General features: G+C 43.4%; 17 protein-coding genes. 4 read left to right on the forward strand and 13 right to left on the reverse strand.

Annotated features, from left to right (window positions below; genetic code table 11):
- The 3 genes from QW284_08035 to QW284_08045 form a co-directional block, all read left to right on the forward strand.
- A partial coding sequence (locus QW284_08035; protein ID MEM0339613.1) for an ABC transporter ATP-binding protein occupies positions 1–649 on the forward strand: 649 nt, incomplete at its 5' end.
- A 67-nt stretch (positions 650–716) separates the two neighbouring features.
- A complete protein-coding gene (locus QW284_08040; GenBank protein MEM0339614.1) occupies positions 717–887 on the forward strand; it encodes a hypothetical protein in 171 nt (56 codons plus the stop codon).
- Between the two features lie 409 nt (positions 888–1,296).
- Complete coding sequence (locus QW284_08045; protein MEM0339615.1) at positions 1,297–1,533, forward strand: hypothetical protein; 237 nt, start codon at positions 1,297–1,299, stop codon at positions 1,531–1,533.
- On the opposite strand, the gene QW284_08050 is transcribed toward QW284_08045, so the two are convergent.
- The 10 genes from QW284_08050 to QW284_08095 are packed head-to-tail and all read right to left on the reverse strand — an operon-like array spanning position 1,491 to position 10,930.
- Positions 1,491–2,144: a type I 3-dehydroquinate dehydratase gene (locus QW284_08050; GenBank protein ID MEM0339616.1), complete on the reverse strand. Its 654-nt coding sequence runs from the start codon at positions 2,142–2,144 to the stop codon at positions 1,491–1,493. The two genes, QW284_08045 and QW284_08050, sit on opposite strands and share 43 nt — an antisense overlap.
- The gene (gene aroA / locus QW284_08055) at positions 2,134–3,360 is read right to left on the reverse strand and encodes a 3-phosphoshikimate 1-carboxyvinyltransferase (protein MEM0339617.1); all 1,227 of its coding nucleotides are present in this window, start codon (positions 3,358–3,360) and stop codon (positions 2,134–2,136) included. The genes QW284_08050 and aroA overlap by 11 nt, the downstream gene beginning before the upstream one ends.
- 5 nt (positions 3,361–3,365) lie before the next feature.
- Entirely contained in the window at positions 3,366–4,163 is a 798-nt protein-coding gene (locus QW284_08060; protein MEM0339618.1) for a shikimate kinase, read from the reverse strand.
- Entirely contained in the window at positions 4,136–5,308 is a 1,173-nt protein-coding gene (aroC, locus tag QW284_08065) for a chorismate synthase (protein ID MEM0339619.1), read from the reverse strand. Before aroC ends, QW284_08060 begins: the two co-directional genes overlap by 28 nt.
- A complete protein-coding gene (locus QW284_08070; protein MEM0339620.1) occupies positions 5,286–6,089 on the reverse strand; it encodes a shikimate dehydrogenase in 804 nt (267 codons plus the stop codon). The genes aroC and QW284_08070 overlap by 23 nt, the downstream gene beginning before the upstream one ends.
- Positions 6,077–7,150, reverse strand: coding sequence for a 3-dehydroquinate synthase (gene aroB, locus QW284_08075; GenBank protein ID MEM0339621.1), 1,074 nt, complete (start codon positions 7,148–7,150; stop codon positions 6,077–6,079). Before aroB ends, QW284_08070 begins: the two co-directional genes overlap by 13 nt.
- Entirely contained in the window at positions 7,147–8,139 is a 993-nt protein-coding gene (aroF, locus tag QW284_08080; protein MEM0339622.1) for a 3-deoxy-7-phosphoheptulonate synthase, read from the reverse strand. The genes aroB and aroF overlap by 4 nt, the downstream gene beginning before the upstream one ends.
- On the reverse strand, positions 8,124–9,170 hold the full coding sequence (locus tag QW284_08085; GenBank protein ID MEM0339623.1) for a bifunctional chorismate mutase/prephenate dehydrogenase: 1,047 nt from the start codon (positions 9,168–9,170) through the stop codon (positions 8,124–8,126). Before QW284_08085 ends, aroF begins: the two co-directional genes overlap by 16 nt.
- The gene (locus QW284_08090) at positions 9,163–10,119 is read right to left on the reverse strand and encodes a transketolase family protein (protein ID MEM0339624.1); all 957 of its coding nucleotides are present in this window, start codon (positions 10,117–10,119) and stop codon (positions 9,163–9,165) included. The genes QW284_08085 and QW284_08090 overlap by 8 nt, the downstream gene beginning before the upstream one ends.
- Positions 10,109–10,930, reverse strand: a complete 822-nt coding sequence (locus QW284_08095) for a 1-deoxy-D-xylulose-5-phosphate synthase N-terminal domain-containing protein (GenBank protein ID MEM0339625.1) — start codon at positions 10,928–10,930, stop codon at positions 10,109–10,111. The genes QW284_08090 and QW284_08095 overlap by 11 nt, the downstream gene beginning before the upstream one ends.
- A gap of 330 nt (positions 10,931–11,260) precedes the next feature.
- On the opposite strand from QW284_08095, the gene QW284_08100 reads away from it, so the two are divergent.
- Positions 11,261–12,025: an ATP/GTP-binding protein gene (locus QW284_08100; protein ID MEM0339626.1), complete on the forward strand. Its 765-nt coding sequence runs from the start codon at positions 11,261–11,263 to the stop codon at positions 12,023–12,025.
- Positions 12,026–12,060: 35 nt separating this feature from the next.
- Here the strand turns inward: QW284_08100 and QW284_08105 are convergent, their stop codons facing one another.
- From QW284_08105 to QW284_08115, 3 genes are all read right to left on the reverse strand, one after another.
- Positions 12,061–13,098 carry a thioredoxin domain-containing protein gene (locus QW284_08105; GenBank protein MEM0339627.1) on the reverse strand — a complete coding sequence of 346 codons (1,038 nt, stop codon included), beginning with the start codon at positions 13,096–13,098 and terminating at the stop codon, positions 12,061–12,063.
- A 78-nt stretch (positions 13,099–13,176) separates the two neighbouring features.
- Positions 13,177–14,523, reverse strand: coding sequence for a Glu-tRNA(Gln) amidotransferase subunit GatD (gene gatD / locus QW284_08110; GenBank protein MEM0339628.1), 1,347 nt, complete (start codon positions 14,521–14,523; stop codon positions 13,177–13,179).
- A gap of 95 nt (positions 14,524–14,618) precedes the next feature.
- Positions 14,619–16,427 (reverse strand): ATP-dependent DNA ligase, encoded by a 1,809-nt coding sequence (locus QW284_08115; GenBank protein ID MEM0339629.1) that lies wholly within the window; start codon positions 16,425–16,427, stop codon positions 14,619–14,621.
- Positions 16,428–16,437: the final 10 nt, after the last annotated feature.

Genomic DNA, 16,437 nt, shown 5'->3' on the forward strand with positions numbered 1-16,437 from the left:
GTCTGCTGTTGTTGTTAGGGATCTTGTTAAGGTCTATGGTAGGGGGTCTGTAGGTGTTGATGGCCTTTCTTTTACTGTTGGCGATGGTGAGATATATGCTTTGGTTGGGCCTAATGGGAGTGGTAAGACAACTACTCTTAGGATTATAGCTACTTTGATTAAGCCTACTAGAGGTAGTGTCTATGTCTATGGTGTTGACGTTGTTAAAGAGCCTCTTCGTGTTAGGTCTATGATCAACTACCTGCCTGAAGAGGCTGGTGCATACAGGGATTTGACTGGCTATGACTTCATAAAGTTTATGCTTTCCCTAAGGTTTGGTGGTACAAAGCTTGAAGAAGCTGTTGAAGAAGCTGCCAAAATATGCGATCTCGGAAACACTTTGAAAAAGCCTATTAGAACATATAGCAAGGGCATGAAAAGAATACTCGCCGTCGCAACTGTTCTAGCCTCCAAACCAAAACTCCTAATACTAGACGAGCCAACAACCGGACTAGACGTTGAGAAAAGCATATATGTTAGAGACCTGATTAAAAAATACGATAGAGATGTTGCAATAGGCGCCGCTACTGGTCCTCTACTCGCTAAAATTGGTGGTTGGCTTGGTGGTCTTAGGATATTCGCTAAGCTACCCGCTTGGCTGAGGTGGTAAGGTGAAGCTTTTTCAATTAAAATTATATATCAAATTATGTGTTTTGTGGTTTATTAGCGGTCTTATTGTGGCAATTCCTGTTTATGTGCTAGTATTAAGTATTCTCCCACACTATGTGAGGTATATAGAGCCACAGCCACTCAACTACTCAATACTTCAAGCCCTTGTGTGGGCAGCGTTTATGTCTATTGTAATGCCAATAGTACAAAGGTTTGAGAAAAAGAAGAGGGCTAAATAGTTTGGAGAGACCTTGACATGTCATCCCATAGATTAAGCATCTCTACACCTCCTATATTCATTTAGATCCGCCTCTTTAGATCTAGGAGGCATAGTGTCTTTCTTCATTAGCTCTTTCCCACGGTAGACCATTCTCTCTAAGAAGACATGATAAATTACAAAACTTTGCATGAACTAGAAATTCTCACTTAGGGTCGTAGACTACAATAAAGCATTTAACTTTTGAGAAAACCTTATTGCTTGCTCTTGTAAAGATCTCATACATCCTAGGAACTTTGATTGTATAGCAGTTCTAACCGGGTTCAAATCCCGGTCGCCACGCCAAAGAATTATCTTCTCCATAAAAAAACAGTTTAACTGGATTGCAAGACATCTGCTTTATGTTTTAGTGGACTAGAAAACTGTAGCTATTGCAGGAGCAGGGGCTAGCTGTTGTCGGCAGTATACACGCTGGTTTCTATGTTAAGGTGAAGAGGTTTCTGCGGCTAGATGAAACTGTTGTTGGCGATGGCTACGCTGTTTATCTGGGGCAGGAGGCGAATCGGGCTGTTGGGTGTGCTCGTCTAGGTGTTGAAGCGTATGTGGTTGGTGCTGTGGGTAACGACTATGTAAACAGAGTTTTGATTATCTCTAGGATTTTTCTGTAATGCATCTGACCCTTGGCTGTAGGTTCTGTCACATAGCCGTAGACAAGTTTTGAGCCTAGTAATGCGAAAGCTATTCTCTCTACAGGGTCTGTTGACATGGGCATAACAGCTATGTTGTCGCCTAACTCAAGTAGGCTGGCCAAGAACTTTTTATAGCCTTTGAAAGGTGTTGTAGCTATCTTTACAGCAAATGCCTTGTCAACATACTTTTTTACACTGTTTTTTATTTCGAGAAGCGACCTCGGTTTATCAAATAGATGGATAGACACAATAGCGTCTTCATATTCGATGCCATGTCTCTCCACAAAGCTTATTTCAACATCGTATAGTATGCCAAGTTCTCTCCAAAGCCTTATCAACCTCTTCTTCAACTCTGGATCAAATATTTTTGCACCCCCCTCACTGTACTCCCTGAGAGTTGCTATGACATTCCTACCCCTGAACACGGTGTAGTCTATACTGCTAGGGTTATCGAAGTAGTCTAGCCTAATCTCGACATAGTCTGCATCGCTGATTGAGAGAGCTGTCTCGAGATCCTCTAGGCTTTTTATGGGAATAGATGCTACAACAAGTGGGCGTCTAGTTGATGCACCTACCCTGCTAGAACACATCTATATTTCCACCCAACGATATTAAGTCTCTCCAGAAGCCCGGATTGCTTTTATTGACACACTCAGCCTTGTCTATGGAGCCCCCAGCCCTAAGGGCTATTGCTGCAAACATCATGGCGATTCTGTGGTCGTCAGGACAATAGATGCTTGTCTCGCGAGGCTCCCCACCAATTATATGAATGGCGTTGCCCCTTGTATACGCATCCACGCCAAAGGCTCTAAGCGTCGACACTATAGTTTCGACTCTATCACTTTCCTTTATCCTCAAATTCTCTATACCCTCGATAACAGTCTCACCCCTTGCCACAGCCGCTAGAGGCGCTATAGACACTGCTAGATCCGGGTCATCGAAAACATTGATTCTTATACCCGAATAGTCGTCAGATGCTTTTGCATGCCAAACCCCATTGCTGTACAGGCTATATCCACCCATCTCTCTATAAGCATCAACCACCCTATGGGGCTTTGCATCGCCAGCCAGATTAGCTAGGTTGCCAACAGCTATTTCACCTCCTGTCAAAAGGGCTGAGGATACATAGAATGATGCTAACAGGTAGTCGCCTGGCACACTACCTGTGTACCCCCTCAGCTTCTCAGCAACATTAACATCTATTCTATTTTCATACATCTTGACATCCACCCCCAAGACAGTTAGAACCTCTGCCGTCAGCTCTACGTATCTCCTTGAAGCCAAAGGCGGGATAATCTTTATTGTCCCGCCGCCCACCATAGCAAATGCTATCATAAACCCGCTTATGTATTGGCTACTCTCATGACCAGAAATCTCTATGTACGTATCTCTAAGCCTCCCCTCCATTACAGTAGGCAGAGAATTATTTGAAAACGCGACCCCCCTGCTAGACAAAGCTTCTACCACAGCCTTGATGGGTCTCCTCCTAAGCGACTCACCGCCATCTATATAGATTTTACCACCAACAACAGCTGCAATCGGTATCAGCATTCTTAAAACAGTTGCAGAACCCCTTAAATATATCCTATCACTGTGCAGAGCAATTCTCTCTGGCCTTATGAATCTCCTCCCATCGAATCTAACACCAAAAACAGATATAGCATCTAATGCGTCTGCAACATCGTCAGATAGCATAAGGTTGTCAAGAGCAATGTCTGTGAATAGCGATGAGAATACTAGTCTAATTGCATAGTTTTTCGATGGTGGTGCAGAGACTTTTCCACGTATGATAGACTTTCTTATCACAGCCCTCAAGGTTTTTCACCTAGTCTAACAAATCTATGCATATATACCTCACCATACCTGCCAAAGAGATCTAACACAGGCCCTTCGTCGCCAAGCCTACAAACAGCGAAGATCGCAGGGCCGTTGCCCGAGACCCCTGCTGCCAGAGCACCGAGTTCGAGGGCCTTCCTCGGGATATCCTCTGGATAGTTTAGAAGCCTGGCTATGGCAAGCCCATTTATGGTCATGGCCTTTAGTATCTCCCCCTGCACAGCAATGTTGTAGGCCTCTACAAATATGTGGGAAAACCTTCTAAGTTTCTCAACATCTATTTGAGGTCTTTGAACATTTTTTGGTAGAAGAACAACTGCTGCAAGCTCGGATTTGTTGTCTACAACCCTCAGAATCTTCATGTTTGTATTATCTGTGAATACAATTCCACCATAGTACGCCGCAGCTGCATCGTCTAAGGCGCCCGTTATAGACACTCCCGCTATTTTCGATAGCTCTGCTGCAAGTCTAGGAACATCAAGCTCTTCTAGCGAAAAGTGTCTTCTCAGAGCATCTATTAGCGCTACCGCCACCGAGCTACTACTCTTTAAACCGCTTCCCATCGGCACATCAGATTCTATTTCCACACACACCTTGGGCAATCCATATCTAGCTGTGAAATAGTTTATTATTGTTTCAACAAGTCTCGATGTATTTGTCGCAGCATCGCCACAAGATCTAATCTTTACCCGTGTCTTCATATCTATGGCCGCTGCCGATCCTAGGCCAGAGGGTATGGCATTAACTATTGATATCCCTCCCCATGCTGACATATCTCCCTATACCTCTTCCACCTATCCTCAACAACATCAGCATCTTTTTGGCTAAGCCGTGTCGAAGGTATTAGACCAGATCTGATAGCGTGGTCGACCAGGGTTATAGCAGTCATGGCCTCTACAACAGCAACACCTCTAATACCAATGCACGGATCGTGTCTTCCCTCAACAACAATGGTTTTTTCCTCAAGTGTTCTAATATCGACTGTCTTTATCGGTTTTCTGATCGAGCTTGTCGGCTTGAAGACACATCTAAAAACTATCTGCTCCCCAGTTGATATACCGCCTACTATCCCCCCATAGAAATTGTTCCTCCACCTGATATCGCCGTTAACGACTATGAGCTCGTCAGACACCTCACTACCCCTCTTATAGGCGGCTTCAAACCCTATACCAAGTTCGAAGCCGATAACAGCAGGTATTGACATGACTGCTTTGGCTAGATCGGCTTTGAGTTTATCGAAAACGGGTTCCCCCAGACCCCTTGGAACACCATCTACAACCACTCTAACTAGCGCCCCCACACTATCACCTTCTTTAATGGCCTCTTCCAAAATCTTTTGGAATGTCACTTCATACTCCTCCTTACAAGCCCTGAATCTTCTGCATCTAGATTTGAGAACATCTTCAAATGTTATACCCTCTTTGATTCTAGTGCCGTCAACAGCCTCTACACAGCCAGCCACTTTCGTATCTAGCAACATGAGAAGCTTTTTGGCTATAGCTCCTGCTGCAACCCTTGCCACAGTCTCTCTGCCGCTAGCCCTTCCACCACCTCTATAATCCCAGTTCTCAAAGCCATAGCGAAATATGTATGGAAGATCTGCATGCCCAGGCCTCGGGGTGTATTTCATCTTTTCGTAGTAACTAGAATCAACATCTGTGTTCTCAACCACAATTGCTATTGGCGCTCCAGTGGTTCTGCCGTTGAAGACCCCGCTGACAATCTTAGCTCTATCCTGTTCCCTTCTCGGCGATGTATATGCATAGCCAGGTCTTCTAAATGATAGCTCAAAGTTTATGTCATCTTCTGATATTGGCAGACCAGCTGGAACACCATCTACGACAACCCCTATTAGCGGCCCATGGCTTTCGCCAAATGTTGTAATTCTAAACATTTTACCAAATGAGTTTCCTGGCATGGAGGTGCGCCACAACCTTTTCGCTTGGAAAGTCTATTCCAAGCCATATCCTCTGTGCTTCAAGAGCCTGGCCAACAAGTATCTCCAGCCCATTGATCACAGCTGCCCCCACGCCTCTGGCTCTTCTAACAACAGATGTTTCTACAGGTCTATAGACAAGCTCTATAGCTAGCTTGAGGCCCCCATGGAAACAGCTATCCGGTACAAAGTCTGGGTTTGGGGTAGCGTTAACAACTACAGCTGCCTCTCTACATGCTGAAGCACTGGACATCTCCACATCAACATATTTTCTAAGCTCCTTAACCAGCCTCTCTGCTCTATCACTAGATCTGTTGACAATCCTTATCCTACAGCCCCTTTCTCCCAGTGCCAATACAACAGCTTTAGCTGCTCCCCCAGCCCCAAAAACATAGCAAACCCCATTCTCGAGAAGCTCCTTATGGGGCTCGACAAGCTTTTTCAATGCTATGTAGTCTGTGTTGTAGCCCCTACCTCTATACACAGTATTGACAGCGCCAACCCTCTCTGCAGAAGCGTCGAACGAGGTTAGATACTGCATAATCCTTTCTTTATACGGTATCGTTACATTGAGCCCCTCGCAAATGTCTATAAGGGCCCTGGCAACATAATCGAACTTCTCTTCAGCAACATCAAAAACGAGGTAAACAGCGTTGTAGCCAACCTCTCTGAAGATGTAGTTGTGTATAGCTGGGGAGAGTGTATAGCCTATGTTTCTTCCCAAAATACCGAATATTTTTGTTGAAGAGTCTATCCAAAACATTTTACCAGAGCCTCTACATAGCTATCCACATCTACTGTTACAGACCTCCACCTACCAACTTCTGTTACAATTGGTATTGTTAGACCTCTCCAACCAGCCTTCTTATCTCTAGCCACAACGCTTTTCAGGACACTCGGGTCTCTAGGTAGCTCGATGCCAAGGTCTCTAAGACTTGCCGGCAGACCATACATCTTGAGCATTTCAACTATTTCTCTATGCACATCATAGCTTGAGAGGCCCATCAAAGCTGAAACCAGAGATTCGTAGGCCATGCCAACTGCCACAGCTTTTCCATGGCTTATAGAAAAGCCTGATAGAGACTCTATTAAATGGCCTACAGTATGTCCAAAGTTCAACACAATTCTAATGCCCTTAACATCAAAAACATCCTGTTCCACCACAAACAGTTTATCAGCTATAGACCTCTCAACAACTCTTTCAAGCGCCTCCTCATCTCTGCTAAGAATCTTTTCACTATTGCCCCTGAGAAATTCATACAATTCTTTGTCTAAGGCGAGCCCATATTTTATTACCTCAGCTAAGCCGTTTACATACTCCTGCTGTGGAAGTGTATCAAGAAACCTTGTGTCGGCCACTATGATTCTAGGCTGGTAGAATGTGCCAAGAACATTCTTCACATTTTTAAAGTTTACAGCATTCTTCCCGCCTATAGCAGCGTCTACCATGCCAAGAAGGGTTGTTGGTATGGCAACAAAGTTGACGCCTCTAAGATATATGGATGCCGCAAATCCTGTTACATCTGTTAGCGTCCCACCCCCAAAGGCCGCCACATAGTCACTTCTTTGAATGCCTGCTTCATGCATTCTCTCTACAATCTTCAATACAACCTCTATATCCTTAGCCTCTTCACCACCTTTCAAGACAACTTCGTCAACAATGTTCCTAAAAACCTTTAGAATGGGCGAGGGCTCTAAAACATCTTGTCTGACGAGAAGTATCTTAGCCTTTTCCGGAATCTCCTCAGCAGCCTTCTCCAGCGCCCCCCTCCCTATAAACGCCTTCGTCTCTTGACAGCACAAAACCTTGCTTAAGACCCTCATACCGATCTTCCAACAGCTTCTGCAACAGCTTTTAACCTTGTCATAAGCTTCTCGAACATCTCTATTGTTAGCTGCTGTTCATTGTCGCTCAAAGCCTTTTCAGGTGATAGATGAACCTCTATAATCAGCATATCCGCTCCTGCTGTAACAGCTGCTAGGGCCAGAGGCTCTACCAAGTCTCTTCTTCCAGCAGGGTGGCTAGGATCAACAGCTATTGGTAGGTGTGTAACGGTCTTCGTATATACAGCCGACGCTATGTCAAGTGTGAATCTGGTGCTTTTCTCAAATGATCTTATCCCCCTCTCACATAGAACCACATTTCCATTCCCTTCTAGAAGCATGTACTCTGCCGCCAACAACCACTCCTCAACGGTCATTGCCATACCCCTTTTGAGTAGCGCTGGCTTGCGGCTTTTCCCAACTTCTTTAAGCAGATGAAAGTTCTGAGAGTTTCTAGCGCCTATCTGAAGCATGTGGGCATATCTAGCCACCTTCTCAACGTCTCTAGTGTCCATAACCTCTGTCACTATGGGCAACCCAGTTTCCTCATAAACTCTCTTCAAAATCTCGAGCCCTTTTTCCCCAAGACCCTGGAAACTGTATGGGCTTGTCCTAGGCTTGTAAGCTCCACCCCTGAACATCTTTGCGCCAGCTCTTTTCACAGCTTTTGCAATTTCTATAGCTAGCTCCTCATCCTCTATCGCGCAGGGTCCTGCAGCAACAACAACGCTTCTACCACCAATCTCAACACCGTCAACATCGACTACGGTTTTATCCCTCTTCCACTCACTAGACGCTAGCTGGTATGGTCTAGAGGGCTTGACCTTCACCTCGACACTGTCATCAACAATGTCTTCAACTAGCTTATCTGGCCATGCAACAACTATTCTCCTTCCATATAGGTCGACCACTCTATAAGATGCTGATCTAGCCACTATCTTCTCTACCAATTGCGATGGATCTGAATTGCTTTTTAGGATGAAGAGCATAGACCTCTACCAGCATTAAAAGACAGTTCTCTTGATATATCCAAAAAACGTGATCTGATTTCCTGTGCATATGGATTTTCCCTCTGGATCTCCTCAACAGTATTGCAAATCTTTTTCAATCTAGCCACAACAGCATACACATCTCTAAATGTTGGCGTAGCAAATCTTGTGACATCGACTCCCATCTCTTTTGAGAACTTTTCAACAGCTTTGCTATAAGCCATTAGAAGAAAATGCGTCAAAGTTTGGACAACTGCCATGGCCTTTTCATGCTCATCCAGTGTTGCTACAACCGGTTCTACACCTATCGAGAGCCAAAGAGACATTGCCTCATCTATTGCACTATACCCTGTCTCACTTGGTATCAACACGACCTTCTCACCCGTGGGAGAAGAATATGGTCCAAAGAGCGGATGTGTAGAGATATATCTGAATCCGATATCCTTTGACAAACTCTCCAAATGTTTAAACACCCTCTGTTTAGATGAGAAAATGTCCATAACGATCTTCCCCTTCATATAGCCGGCTATAGAGTCTATAAAGCCGCTTGTAAAGGCGTCCATCGATAGAGCTAGAATTGAAATACTGCAACAGTCTAGCGCACTATGTATTGGTTTTGCATCTACTCCAAGCTCTCTTCCAACAGCCGTAGCTTTCTCTACATCTCTACCTGTTATTGTGATTCTATATCCTTCGTTTTTAAAGCTTAGCGCAAGGGTCTTCGCCATAGCACCGTAGCCAACTATGCATATATCCCTGTCTTTAGGTGGGTCAACAACCATCGCTTTTATTTCAACAGCTTTCGAAGATGCTATAATATCTCTCGCTATTGATGTCGCAACATCTGTTGGCACACCATGTTTTGCTAACCTCTTTCTCCATTTTAGAATGACCTCCGCCTCCCTCTCAATATCTGTTATTGCCACACCTCTTCTCTTCTTCAACTCGGCTATTCTCTTAACAAGCTCAATTCTTTTTCCAATGAGCTCGGCAATTTCATCGTCTATCCTATCTATTTCCTCCCTAAGCATTTCTATCTCTATTCTTAACCACCTCCAAACACGCTTTCACAATAGCTTTTCTATCCAGTCCAAAGAACTCTAGGAGCTCTTGCTGACTCCTAGCTGATCTACCAAATGTTGTGGCTCCAATCATCTTCATCGGAACTGGATATTCTTGAGCGACAACCTCTGCAATTGCGCTCCCCACCCCACCGAAAACCATATGCTCCTCCACAGTTACTATCCTACCGACGCTCTTGGCAGTTTTCACAATAGCCTCTCTATCTATGGGCTTAACAGACAAGACATTTACAACAGCTGCACTAATACCCATCTTCTCCAACTCCTTTGCAGCTTGAAGTGCTTCATATAGTATTGGTCCAGAGCCCATTATAGCGACATCGTGCCCCTCTCTCAACACATAGGCCTTGCCAAGCTCGCATCTATAGTCCATATCCTCTGTTACAGGTGGTGAATAGTCTCTGCCTATCCTTACATATGTAGGGTTCTTCACCTCAACAACAATTCTCTTCAGACATCTCCTAAGATCACCCACATCTGCTGGTACAACAACGTTCATGTTTGGCAATACTCTCATTAGTGCTATGTCCTCTAGCATCTGGTGGCTAGAGCCATCTGCAAAATCGCTATAGCCAGCATGTGTAGCAACTATCTTCACATTTAGGTTCATTCTGGCAACACTATTTCTTATCTGCTCCCAGGCCCTCATAATGAATGCTGCAAATGCAACTACAACAGGTTTTGCCCCTGCTCTCGCAAGCCCTGCTGCAAATGTGATCATATGCTGCTCTGATATGCCAACATTGAAATATCTATCTTTGAAAAGCTCGCCGAATTTTATAGCCCTTGTAGACTTACCTACATCGGCTGTGACAACAGCGACATTCTGATCCTCTTCACCTATCTCAACAAGTAGCTCCCCTAAGGCATCTCTAAAGTTCTTCACACTAGTGAGCATTGTTTATAGCCCCACTAGACTCTATCACATTGCCTGTTTGAGCAAATATCACAACTGGTTTGTCGGAATCCATAGCCTCTTCCAAAGCTGTTATCAGGCTAACAACATCTACTCCATTAGCCCATAGAACCCTCCAGCCAACAATCTTCCACACAAGAGGCATGTAACTCTTCGGCTTAATCTCTTCTGTATTTCCATCAAGTTGGAAACCGTTCCAATCAACTATTACGATAAGATTGTCCAACTTTAGTGTAGCAGCATGTGTTATAGCCTCCCATACAATACCCTCATCTTGCTCACCATCGCCAATCACAACATATACCCTTCCCCTACCACCAGCCCTTTTAATCCAAGCAGCAATACCAACACCAATGCTAAGACCTTGACCGAGACTACCTGTAGACACATCAACACTTGGCACAGATATCTCAGGGTGATTCTGAAGCAGAGATCCAATAGCATTTATCTTAACAAGCTCAGACTTAGGTATAGAGCCAAGCTCAGCGAGAACAGCATAGAGAGCTGGTACAGCATGGCCCTTGCTCAGTATGAGCCAGTCCTTATCAACTTCGTTGCCATTCCTATTGACATACCTAGCCATAAGCACGGACAATATCTTTAAACAGGTCAGCGAAGATCTTAGATGCACATGCCTATCCTGTTCATACATTACCAGAAGATCTTCATAGGCTGCCTTACTAAGCTTTTCAACAATCTCGACGTCTTTCTCTAAACTTAAAATCTTTAATATTGGCTTTGCATCTCCCTTCACCATTGGAGTAGATCGAATTCCATCAAAACCACCAAACAACAGAAAGCCTTCTATGAAACAGGCTTAAAAACTTATCCTTTTACATAAACATAATAAATCTGTTAAAAAAGATAATAATCTGTAACAATAATGTAACAAATACCAAGCCATAATATAATTGATTTTGAGTTTCCTCGTAACACTTCAATAACTAGATTTCTGTTCTGTCTTTTTTAGTGATGCAATTTTGAGTCATGAAATAATTATACAGATCATTGATTACCTTACAGAAACTTTGATTTTTCTTGATGAAAATTTTAAACATTTCTAGACTAGATACGGGATATAGAAATCTAATCGTTAGAAAGACCCCCACAAGGGAGTGGAAATGTGTTGAGCAAGGTTACCGTAGTTTTTGTTGGTCCTGCTGGCTCCGGCAAGTCCACTCTTGTCTCTGCTTATTCGATGTGGCTTGAAAAAGAAATTGGTGCGAGGGTGTACAAGGTTAATCTCGATACAGCTGCTGAGTACATTCCCTACGTACCAGATTTTGATGTGAGGGTTTATATAGATGCCCATAGAATTGCCAAGGAACTTGGCCTCGGCCCCAATGGCGCTCTTGTGAAGTCTATGGATATTCTAGCAGAGCGTGTGGATATAGTTGAGGATGCTATTAGAAAGGTTGACGCTGATTTTGTTCTGGTTGATACCCCAGGCCAGATGGAGGTATTCATATTTAGGGATGTTGCCCCCAAAATTTTTGAGGCCATAAAAAGGGTTTCCAAGAATGTCCTAGCATTGTTTGTACTGGATGGGGAGGTTATCAAGAGATTTGAGGACTACGCATTCATATCTATAATGTCTGTTGCCTTACAAGCCAGACTGGGGGTTGATGTAATTCCAGCCATAAACAAATGCGATATAGCCCCAAATCTGGAGTTGATGGGGGATGTGGTAAGCGATGTGGATCTCGTCACAGAGAGGTTGAGGAAAAGTGGGCTATATGGAGAAATGCTGGCAAAGATCATGGATATTCTGTGGCTATATGCAAAAGCGACTAGGGTTCCAAAGGTATCTGCAAAGAATATGCAGGGACTTGAAGAGCTCCATAGAATTGTACATGAGTTTACATGTAGCTGTGGCGATCTAACATAGAATTAATTTTGAATAAATATTGAAAAACATTTATTCTAAAGATATGATCTGACAATGTTCAAGAGGTCGCTAGCAGAGGTATAGCCTACTACTACAATTCCCCTACCACTCTCTCTATTCCATATCACAAACCCCGGTGTCCCGAAAATTCCATATTCTCGGGCCTCTTGAATATCCTTAATTATAATATTGTCCACAACAGTTAAATTAACATTGAATTCGCTTATACCTGTAACATTCTTTATCATTGCAGTTACGTTCTCAGGCGATGGATCTGTGCCTCTAGCGACATAGGCATAGATGCCCTTCATAATGCTGAAAACAGCTGTAGCATTTCTGGTAGTTATGTACAAAGCCGTAACGTTTCTATGTATATTTTCAACACCTGGATGTATAAGCAGGTTCTTTAAAACTATGGCAAAGGTGTTGTTATCTATAAGATCTTCTATTATAGGCATAGACTCGCTATAGAATTTTGCACAATATGGACACCATGCATCCTCATATATAACCAAGTAGTATTTAGCATTTAGAGAGCCTACAACAGGTGTTTCATTCAACTGAATATAAGGCTCCCTAAGGGTTTCTATCAACACCTTAGGCTCTTTAAGAATGGGAACACCATAATATGCTAAATAGCTATAGATGCCGATGGTTGCATTCTCTTTAATAATATAGTATTTCCCATTAACATCAAAGAGCTGCGAACTTGCCTTTGCAGTTGATAGGTCCTTTGATGTGTAGATGCCCATCAAAGGAAATGACTTGTATTGACTCAAAATACCCTTTGTATTGTCATCCAACTCAGAATATTTCTTTATGCATAGCGAGAATGTTAGGTTTAATGAACCGCTTGTGTTAGAGGCTATGAAACTCTGTATGCTGTTCATCAAATGCTTAAAAACAGTTTCATTTGGTGGAACGCTATAGTAAACAACAAAGAAGGTGTTATCACTTTCAATTCTACATGCACCACTAGACTTCCAAATCAAACCCATGGAATACAGCAGGCCTACGACAGCTACAACTATAGCAACAATAGCTACTACGACAACCAATAGTGTTTTATCCAATTGATGCACCTTGAGAATTATAAAAAGCTAGCACACAATATAAATCTATTAGAGATGATTTACAGGATATGTAAATGCTTAGTGAACCCATATTGGATAGTGCTGATGTGTATGAACAGGATTCATTTCATTAACATAGTTTGTAAGCATCATTTTTCTAACCTCTTTCAAGTCTCTTGTTTGGGCCAATACCCATGAGAGCTTCACATATGCTGTCTCAGGCAACATGTCGTCTCCCGGTATAACGCCTATTTCCAAAAGTTTTCTGCCAGTTGTGTACACATTCATATTCACTCTTCCGAACAATGTTTGTGTTGTCATAACAACTGCTATTCCTTCTTCAACAGCTCTTCTAATGGATTCTATGGCATAGCTTCCTATGTGCCCTAGTCCTGTTCCTTCAATGACTATTCCATGAAATTTTCTATCGACTAGAAAATCTATTATCTCGCTCTGGAAGCCTGGATAGGCCTTAACCATTGCAACCCTATCATCAAATGATGCGAAGTATTTTATCTCCTCTATGCTTTTAGCCCTTGGAATATATCTGCTGTTGATAGTCTCTACATCCATTTTCATTAGATTAATTCTTGCTAGTGGAATATCATTGATGCTTTGGAAAGCGTCTCTTCTACTACTATGCATCTTCCTCACCTTAACACCTCTATGAGCATAAGCCTCCGCATCAGATGGGGATGCATGCATAACAACAGTAACCTCTCCAAAAGGCGCCCTAAGAGTTGTTATGACAGCTGCCAAGAGATTGAGAGCTGCATCAGTACTTGGCCTATCGCTACTCCTCTGAGCACCGACGAGAGCTATGGGCATTGGCAAGCCTTGTATGGAGAAGGCTAGTGCAGCTGCTGTATAGCCCATTGTGTCAGTGCCATGGGTAACAACAACACCATCAACGCCACCAACAATAGCTTTGTAAACAGATTCCGCAATCGATTTCCAATGTACTGGCGTCATATCCTCGCTGAGAATGTTAAACAGAACCTCAACGTCATAACCAGCGAGACTCTTCAGCTCAGGGATTATCTCCATCAGCTCTGCAGGGCTCATAGCAGGCTTGACAGCCCCTGTCTCGTACTCAACCTTACTGGCTATAGTTCCTCCACATCCAAGGATTTTAACAACAGGCTTCTGGAGCTGGCTTATATCCTGGGTTCTCGCCTCTACCCTCTCTCTACATTCAACAACATCTATTTTAGAGACTCTGCTAATCGTAATGCCAATGTTATATCCGTTATCTAGTTTAATAACAATTATATCTGCTTCACTAAACTCGTGATGCGGCATTAGAATACCTTCGAATATGATGTTGTCTTGTAACAACAATCTAATTCTGCATCCAACTGCAGCTCCAAGCCTCTCTAGAGACTCTCGCACAGCACCTACATAGCCTGGCAAAGGATCTCGCATATTTCTACACCAAAAAACTAAAACTACTGTCAGATGAGAAGAATTTTAATGCTGGCTGGACATAAAATGGTTTTTGGTTTATTGCAACTGTTTGTCTAGGCCTCCTCGGCCTTGGGCTCCGCCTTCTCTATCTTCTTAAGCCTCCTCAAATACATCTCATAGATCTCCTTACTTGTTGTAGCCTCTGTCGGAGATTTGTCTTCTCTCCATCTTATGAACCTTGGGAATCTTATCGATATTCCAGCACCTGGTTTCACCCATCCTTTGCAACATGTATGCACAGGAGATAGGGTGAGCTCAGCACCTGTAACCTCCATGACTAGAGCTGGCTCGAACCAGACATCGGCATCTATATCGCTGTCTACTCTTTGGTGTTTATGGGGCAGTTTATAGGGTTCTAGCTTTCTTGGTAGTTGTGCAAGCTCCTCATCTGTGAATCCTGTCCCAACCTTGCAGACAGTGACAAACCTGTCTGTATCTGGGTCATATGCCGCTAGGAGAAGTGCTCCATAGGTTCCGCTTCTCTTACCCCTTCCATGGAATGCGCCAACAACCACAAGGTCAACGGTGTCTGTGAGTTCGCTCTTATAGTCTCTCTTGTATTTTATCCATAGCCATCCTCTTACCCCAGCCTGGTAAACAGAGTCTCTTCCGAGAGACTTTACAACGAGCCCCTCACAACCGCTCTCAATGGCTTTTAGAAATAGTTGCTCAAGCTCTTTACTATCCTTGACAATGGCTCCCTCAGCAATCTTAAACTCTTCACCCTCGTCAATTATCTTCTTCAGATACTCTCTCCTCTCTGGAAGAAGCTTAGTAGTGAGGTCAACACCATCGACATACAGACAATCGAATAATCTTACAATAACTGGAATCTCTTTGATAGCCTCGTGAATGTCCTTTTTTCTCTTTCTATGCATAAGTTCTTGAAATGGCCTGAACTCGCCTGTTTCAGGATCTATAGCAACTATCTCCCCCTCTACAATAGCTTCAGATGCTCTTATACGTTTCAGAGCCATTTCCACAACATCTGGATATTGGTATGTTATCTCCTCTAGTCTCCTAGAGAATATCCAAATCTTATCGCCCTTCTTATGTATCTGTGCCCTCTCACCATCATATTTGAACTCAGCTAGTGCTGGAAAACCAGCTTTGTTTAGAATCTCTACAGGATCGCTGCCTCTCTCAGCTAGCATTGGTCTTAGGGGGATGCCAGGGGTTGGCTTAACGTTCTTTAGCTCTCCAACACCTTTTTCAGCAAGGATCTTTGCTATTGCGCCTAAATCAGGGAAAATGTTATACACCCTCTCTACAAGGTCTCTAGAAGCTCCAAAAGCTGATGCCAAGCCGTCCATCACCGTAGCCTCTCCAACGCCCAGTCTAAGCCTGCCCTCAACAAATCTAACAATATACTTAGCTTCCTTGGCATCAGCATCCATGAGAAGCGCTGTTAGCAGTCTAAGCTTCATATCTCTGCTGCCCTCTCCTTGCAACATAGCAATCTTCACAAGGGTGTTATAGACTGTTGCAACGTCAAGCTTCTTCTGCTCGTTTTTAGTACTCTTAATAAATGCAGCCAACCCTGTTGATCTTCCCTGCTTTCCTAGTTTAAGCTTCTCAATAACTGCACCATAATCGCCTAGAGACTTATGAAGCTTTTCAACCTCGCTTTCATTAGTGTTTGTAGCCATTGCAATGGCTTTCTGAATACCCTTCTCAGCAATCCCGATCTCGGGCATCCCCTTCCAATCAGGCCATAATATGCCTAGAATAAAGTAGACAACCTTGTCAATATCACTAGCAGGAGTCTTCTTAAACAGCGAAGCCAGTGTAGCTGCTTGTTGGATTTTACTCGAAGTCTTCTCTAGGATGTCAAGAGTTTGGGCAACTAGTGAAAACTCCATCTAAGCACCA

The organism is Ignisphaera sp. (assembly GCA_038735125.1).
In the GTDB taxonomy this organism is placed as follows: domain Archaea; phylum Thermoproteota; class Thermoprotei_A; order Sulfolobales; family Ignisphaeraceae; genus Ignisphaera.